Source organism: Olsenella sp. CU969 (genome assembly GCF_905219715.1).
In the GTDB taxonomy this organism is placed as follows: domain Bacteria; phylum Actinomycetota; class Coriobacteriia; order Coriobacteriales; family Atopobiaceae; genus Granulimonas; species Granulimonas faecalis.
This window is the reverse complement of the sequence record NZ_CAJMXC010000094.1, coordinates 1-6,552: the sequence shown is the minus strand read 5'-3', so window position 1 is coordinate 6,552 and position 6,552 is coordinate 1. Positions and strand designations below refer to the sequence as shown.

Genomic DNA, 6,552 nt, shown 5'->3' with positions numbered 1-6,552 from the left:
CCTTCTCGAGGACCACCTCGACGGAGTGGTGCTCGCCCACGTCCTCGAAGGTCCACCGGCCGGCCTCCAGGAGGTCGGGGCGCTCCACGCCGTCGACGACCACCTTGGCCACGCGGTAGCCCGCGGCGGCGCCCCACTCCACGGTGTAGGAGCCGTGGCGGTCCACCAGCGCGCCCGCCGTGATGGATCCCATGCCGCCGGAGAGCGAGGTCTCCACGCGCAGCTGCTCGGGCGCCCGCTCGGGGGCCGTACGGGACGGCACCTCGTCGTCGCCGGGGGCGCGCCTCTCCACCACCAACGTGACCCTGTCGCCGTCCCGGAGCGTGCCGGCCGGGATGATCGCAGACCCCGTCTCGGGGTCCACGGGGAACTCGCGGTCGCCCACCACGACCTTGACGGGCACGTAGCCATCGGGGACGTCCCAGGTCACGGCCACGTCCCTCGTGGGGTCGACGATGCCGTTGCCGGGGGTCGACGGGTCCTCGGGGTCGCCTACCACTACGGTGCCGGGACCGCCCTCCACGCCGGGGACCACCTGGACGAGGCCGTCGGCGGCGAGGGAGTCGGGGTTCACGGGGTCCTCGCCCTCCTTGGCGAAGTAGACCTTCACCACGTGGTCCTCGGCGATGCCCGAGAAGTCGAGGGCCATCCCGGCGGCGCCGGCCTCACGGGGGTCCAGGGAGGGGTCGGGGAAGACCGGCGTCATGGCACGCACCTGCCGGAACACGCCGGCGCCCTCGAAACGCGTGGCCTGCACGAGCGACCCTGCGGCGGCGTCGCGCTCGTCGTAGTACACCGTGCCGTCCACCTCGATGTAGGTGATGCGGGAGCCGGCGTCCGGCGTGCCGAAGACGTCGCGGTAGCCCTGTCCCTTGAACACGGTGCGCGAAGGCGCGGCCGTGCCCGGGCCGAAGGACTGCACGGACACCCGGTAGACCACCGGCGACAGGGAGACCACGACCTCCTTGTCCTCGCGGATGTTGTCCAGGCCGATCTCGCGGTCGGAGGGGCCGGCGGCGGGGAGGCCGTTGACCGCGACGCCCGAGACCTCNTAGACGGCGTAGTCGGCGGCGTCCACGTCGGGCGNCGTCTGGACCACCGGCTCCCAGGCCACATGGTAGGAGCCGCCGACACCCACCGTGGCGCCCCCGGTGATGCTGCCGGGGCCNCCCTCGATCCGGGTGGTCACACGCAGGTCATCCGCCCGGAGCGACGGGGCTCCGTCGGCGCGCTCGGTGTAGACGTCCACCACATGGTTGCCCGAGATGGACGCGAAGGCCATGGAGCCCCTCGCGACGGCCGCCTCGTCCAGCGGGACGCCGTCCACCCAGACGGCGGAGACGCGGTAGCCCTCGGCCGCGGCCCAAAAGACCAGGCCGTCCCCGCCGGGCTCGAGCACCTGGGAGGGGCTCGTCTCGGCACCCGCCCCGTAGGTGTTGACGGTCACAGTGTAGAAGCCCGAAGAGGACGAGCCCGCGATGACGGGGTTCCTGGCCAGNGTGACCACCACCGTGTGGTCGGCCGAGAGGGACGCGAGGTCCAGGGAGGTCGACGCCGGGTCGACGGCCCGGCCGTCCAGCTCCACGGAGGCGACGTAGCAGTCGGGGCCCGGCGCCCAGGTCACCCGGCCGTCGGCGCCGGGGGCGTAGGCGGTCGTGGGCGTGACGGTGGCGCCCTGGGTGGCACCCTCGAGGCGCGTGGTCACGGTGAAGGCCCCGGGGTCGCCGGACGGCTCGGGGTCGGGCGTCACGACGTAGGTGACCTCGGCGACGTAGTCGGTGCCGTCGGGGTTGGGGTAGGTGACCTCGACGGTGTACTCGCCGGGCTTGGTGGGGTCGATCTCCTCGACGGGCACGCCGCCCTTCTTGATGACCGTCANGGGCTCGACGCCGTCGGGCAGCGGCGGCNCCATGCCACCGGTGGGTGCCGGACCGTCGGGGCCGAAGGTCTCCCACACGAGGCGCTCGACATCCTCGGGCGTCACGGGGTCAGGGGACGAGTCGGCCGGCTTCACGGGTTCGGTGACGGAGACGGGGTGGCCGTCGGTGACCACCACGGTGCGACGGTCGGTCACCCGCAGAGGCGCGGGCACGAGGGTCACGGAGTAGTTGCCGCTCGGGGTCACGAGCGTGCCGCCATCGCCGCGCCGGANCCTGTCGAAGGAGAACGCGAGCTCATAGGTGCCAATCTGCGGGCGGGCGTGGCTGAGGGCCAGGCCGCCGGACGTGCGGGGGCTGAAGGAGACGCCGCCGAGCTCGTCTTCCAGGGTGTCGCCCGGTGCGAGCATGTTGGCGGGCCACGCCACGGGCCAGGTGTGCCCGGCGCCGTCGGCGGCGGTCCCGGTGACGGAGGCGGCGTCGAAGGCGGCAGCGTCGGTGTGGGCAGGCTCGGTATCGGGGGCGTCGGGGTCGACGAGCGCCACGTCGCGCACCCAGGTCGCAGGGCTCGCGGCGGGGTCGGAGAACCAGCGGCTGGACACGGTGAGCGGGCGCGGCGTCACGGTGCCCCTCACCGTGAGGTCGCCGGCGTCGCTCAGGCCGGGCAGGCGGTAGTCGGCGGCGTCGGCGCCCGCCAGGCGCGCCCCGTGGAGGACGAGGTCGCGGGAGCCGGCGTCGGCCGAGGAGAGCTCGGCCGCGTCGAACTCGAGCCAGACGGAGGCGCCGGGGACCGTGCCGTCCGCAACGTAGNCGCGGCCGCCCTCGAGGTAGGGCGAGCCGTCATAGACCTTGGTCCAGCGGCGGGCGGACACCTCGACTGTCTCGCCCGTCTCCGNGTCCTGGGCCTCGAAGCCGCCGGGGCCGTCCGGGTNNACCGGGGCCGTGGCGTCGACGGCCTTGGGCCGGATGGTGAAGGTGGCCGTGCCGGGGACGTAGTCCTGGATGGTGGCCCCGGAGGCGTCCACGCTGTAGACACCCGAGGAGGTCACGCGGTAGGTGCCGGCATGGAAGGGCTCACCCTCGGCGTTGGCCTCGTCGGGACGCAGGTCGCGCCAGCCGCCGGGTGCGGAGGCGTCGCGCACCTGGTAGACGCGGGTGACGGCGGCGGGTGTGACGCCGGCCTCCTGGTTGTTCGCATCCATGTGGTGCGTCTTGACGTCGGTGTCGCCATTGACGTTCTCCTGGACCCTGAGGGGGTCGCCCACGGTCACGTCGTCGGCCTCGGTGGTGATGGTGCGGCCCGTGGGGTCGACCACGATGTCGANCTTCACGTAGACGTCCACGGTGGCGTCGGCACCACCCTCGCCGTCGCCCGCCTCCTTGTCGCCCGACATGTCGCCGTACTCGATGATGTAGGGCAGCGGGTAGGTGCTGTCGGGCAGGTCGTTCCAGCGGCCGTCGCGCGCGGAGTTGCCGAAGTCGACCGCCAGCTGCATGTACTTCTCGTTGCCGGCGGACTGGTCGGGCTGGCTGGAGGCCCAGAGCATGAACATCTGCTCACCGGTCTCGGGGTTGGTGGCCGGGTACCAGCGCTGCCCCGTGGAGGCGTCGCCCANCTTGAGGCCGGCCTCGGGTCCCGAGACCCAGTAGTAGGCGCTCACCACGCCGGCGCCGTTGAACGTCCGGCTGTCGGCCCATCGGGTGGGGACGCCGGCGTTGCCCGTGCGGTAGTTCTGCGCCCAGTCGCCCGTACGCCGCGTGTAGGCGTCGTCGGTGGTGCCGCCGATCCAGGTGTCGGTGTGCACCAGCGAGAAGACGAAGTCCTGCTCGGCCTGGCTCGTGACCGTCACCAGGTAGCNCTGCATGCCCATATAGGTGTGCTCCTCGGCACGGCGGAGGGNGGTGGACCAGCCGGTGCTGTCGCGACCCACCTCGTAGTAGTGGCCGTTGAGCGAGTTGTAGTCGCGGGTTGTGCTCACCGGCGCCAGGCTGGCCACGATGCGGAGGCCCTTGGTGTTGGTGTTGTCCCCCAGCTGGACGGTGAGGTAGCGGGAGAGGAACTCCTGCCACTGCTCGGCGGTGGCGCCGCCGGCCTGCGTGTAGTTGATGGAGCGGTTGCCGTGCTTGTTGCCGTTATAGCGGACGAAGCCCGCAGGCAGCGCCTCGTTGTTGTTCTGCTGGTGGGCCGAGTTGAAGTAGATCTCGTCGGCGGCGGTGATGCCCGTGGTGAACTGCACCGTGATGCTCTGGAACTTGGCGTCGGCGGGCTCGGTGGTGACCTTGAGGTCGGGGAAGCTGTAGGTGTTGGCCAACCCGTCGACGGGCGTGGCGGCGCCGGCCTTGATGAAGAGCTGGACGTCTTCCTGGTTGGCGCGGGTGGCCGTCACGGGCACGACGTCGGCGAGTCCGGCGGCGCGGGCCGCGACGGTGGCGACCGGCGACACGGCGACGAGGACCGCCAGGGCCGCCGTCGCGATCAGGCGGAGCGGCCGTGCGGGCAGGGCGGTGCCGGAGGGAGGGTCGGTGCGTTTGAAGGTGCGTCTCATGGTGTGCCTCTTCCCGAGAACCTTGGCTTGCGGCCACCGGTACGGGGAGTCCGGTGGGCATTATCCAAATTCATCTGAAATAGTATAGCGCAGAGTCCCCATTTTTATTCCGTGCTGGGAGCCCGGCACCTGAACGCGGCTGAGGGCGGGTCCGGTTGCCGTATCGGCGCCGAATCCGCCCTCAGATGCGTTCAGGCGTGCGAAATCCGCCCCCAGAGGCGTTCAGGTACCGAGAGGGCCGCCCTCGGACGCGTTCAGGTGCGGAGAAGGGCGACGGGTGCGGGAGGGGTGCAGGGGCGTGTCAGGCCTTGAGCAGCACCTTGTCGTCGGCGAGGTCCGTGCCGGCCGTGGAGCGGAAGAGCTCGAGGAGGTCGGCCACATCCATGGAGGCGCGCTCCTCCCCCGAGACGTCGGCGACGATGCGGCCGTCGTGCATCACGAGGGTGCGGGTGCCGTGGGCCAGGGCGTCGCCGAGGTCGTGGGTGACCATGAGGGTGGCCACCTTCTGATCGGCCACGATGCGGTCGGTGAGCTCGAGCACGCGCTCGGTGGCCGCCGGGTCGAGGGCGGCGGTATGCTCGTCGAGCAGCAGCAGGCACGGGTTGCCGATGGTGGCCATGAGCAGCGTCACGGCCTGGCGCTGGCCGCCGGAGAGCGAGCCCACGGGCACGTCCATGCGGTCCTCCAGGCCAAAGCCCAGGTCGCGCAGGCGCTCGGCGATGAGCTCGCGCTTCTCGCGGCGCATGGCCGGCCTGAGGGCGCCCCCGCGCTCGGAGCGGCCCAGGGCCAGCGCCACGTTCTCGGCCACGGTGAGGCTGGGGGCGGTGCCCATGAGCGGGTCCTGGAACACGCGGGACAGCACGCGGGCGCGGCGGTAGTCGGGGTCGAACGTCACGTTCCTGCCGTCGATGGACACGAGCCCGGCGTCCGGGGTCACCGAGCCGGCGATGACGTTGAACAGCGTGGACTTGCCGGNGCCGNTGGACCCCANCACGCAGGCGAACTCGCCGGCCCCCATGGACAGGTCCNCCCCGTCCAGTGCCCGATGGGCGACGTTGGTGCCGGGGCTGAAGGTCTTCTCGACGCCACGGACCTCGAGCATGGCCATGTCACTCGCCTCCCTTGAGGGCCTGGGCGTCCTCGGCGAGCAGCCGCTCCATGGCGCCCNTGNCCTTGATNNGTACGGAGCGCTCGCCCAGGGCGGCCCTCACCGAGGGGACGGCCATGANGGCGCCCACGATGACAGCCGAGACGAGCTTGAGCGCGTTGGCGTCGATGAGGTTCACCGACAGCGCGAGCTGGATGATGAGGNGGTAGGCCACCGACCCCGCCACGGCGCACNTGAGGCCGCGGGTGACCGACCGGCGGCCGCCGAAGACCTCGCCGATGATGACGGAGGCGAGGCCCACCATGACCATGCCGGTGCCGNTGGAGNGGTCGGCGAAGCCCTGGTACTGGGCCAGCAGCGCGCCGGTGAGGCCCACCATGGCGTTGCCGAGGGCCAGGCCGCCCACCTTGAACGCGCTGGTGTTGATGGAGCTCGCGCGGCTCATGGCCTCGTTGTCGCCCACGGCCCGCATGGCGAGGCCGGCCTCGGTGCGGAAGAACCCGGCGAGGGCCGCCACGGCCACGGCCACCACGAGCACCACGAAGCCCATCTTCACGACGTCCACGGNGGCGGCGCCGACGAGGGCGGAGACGACGGGGTCGAAGCACCGCACGGTGGACAGCAGGCTCACGTTGGGCGCGCCGAGCACGTAGATGTTCACGGAGTAGAGACCCGTCATGGTGATGATGCCGGCGAGCAGCNGGTTNNTCCGCNCCTTGGTGACGAGGAGGCCGGTCACGCAGCCGGCCAGNGCGCCGGCCGCGCAGCCCACGGCGAGGCCCAGGTAGGGGTGCCCGGCCACGGTGAGCACGGCCGAGCAGGCCATGCCGAGGCCGAAGGAGCCGTCGACCGTGAGGTCGGCCATGTCGAGGACGCGGAAGGTCACGTAGACGCCCACGGCGAGCAACGAGTACTCGAAGCCGAGCATGAGGGCGTCGAAGAGAACCTGCAGGGTCATGGGGAGATCCTCCTGGGGAGACGCGGGCGCCCCGCCGGAGGGACGGGGCGCCCGCGTCTCCCC

2 protein-coding genes are annotated in these 6,552 nt (G+C 71.8%); both read right to left on the bottom strand.

Annotated elements, in window-relative coordinates; all coding sequences use genetic code 11:
• Window positions 1–4,724: 4,724 nt before the first annotated feature.
• Window positions 4,725–5,531, bottom strand: a complete 807-nt coding sequence (locus JX283_RS07580; RefSeq protein ID WP_239652540.1) for an ABC transporter ATP-binding protein — start codon at window positions 5,529–5,531, stop codon at window positions 4,725–4,727.
• Between the two features lies 1 nt (window position 5,532).
• Window positions 5,533–6,489, bottom strand: coding sequence for an ABC transporter permease (locus tag JX283_RS07575; RefSeq protein ID WP_204830032.1), 957 nt, complete (start codon window positions 6,487–6,489; stop codon window positions 5,533–5,535).
• Window positions 6,490–6,552: the final 63 nt, after the last annotated feature.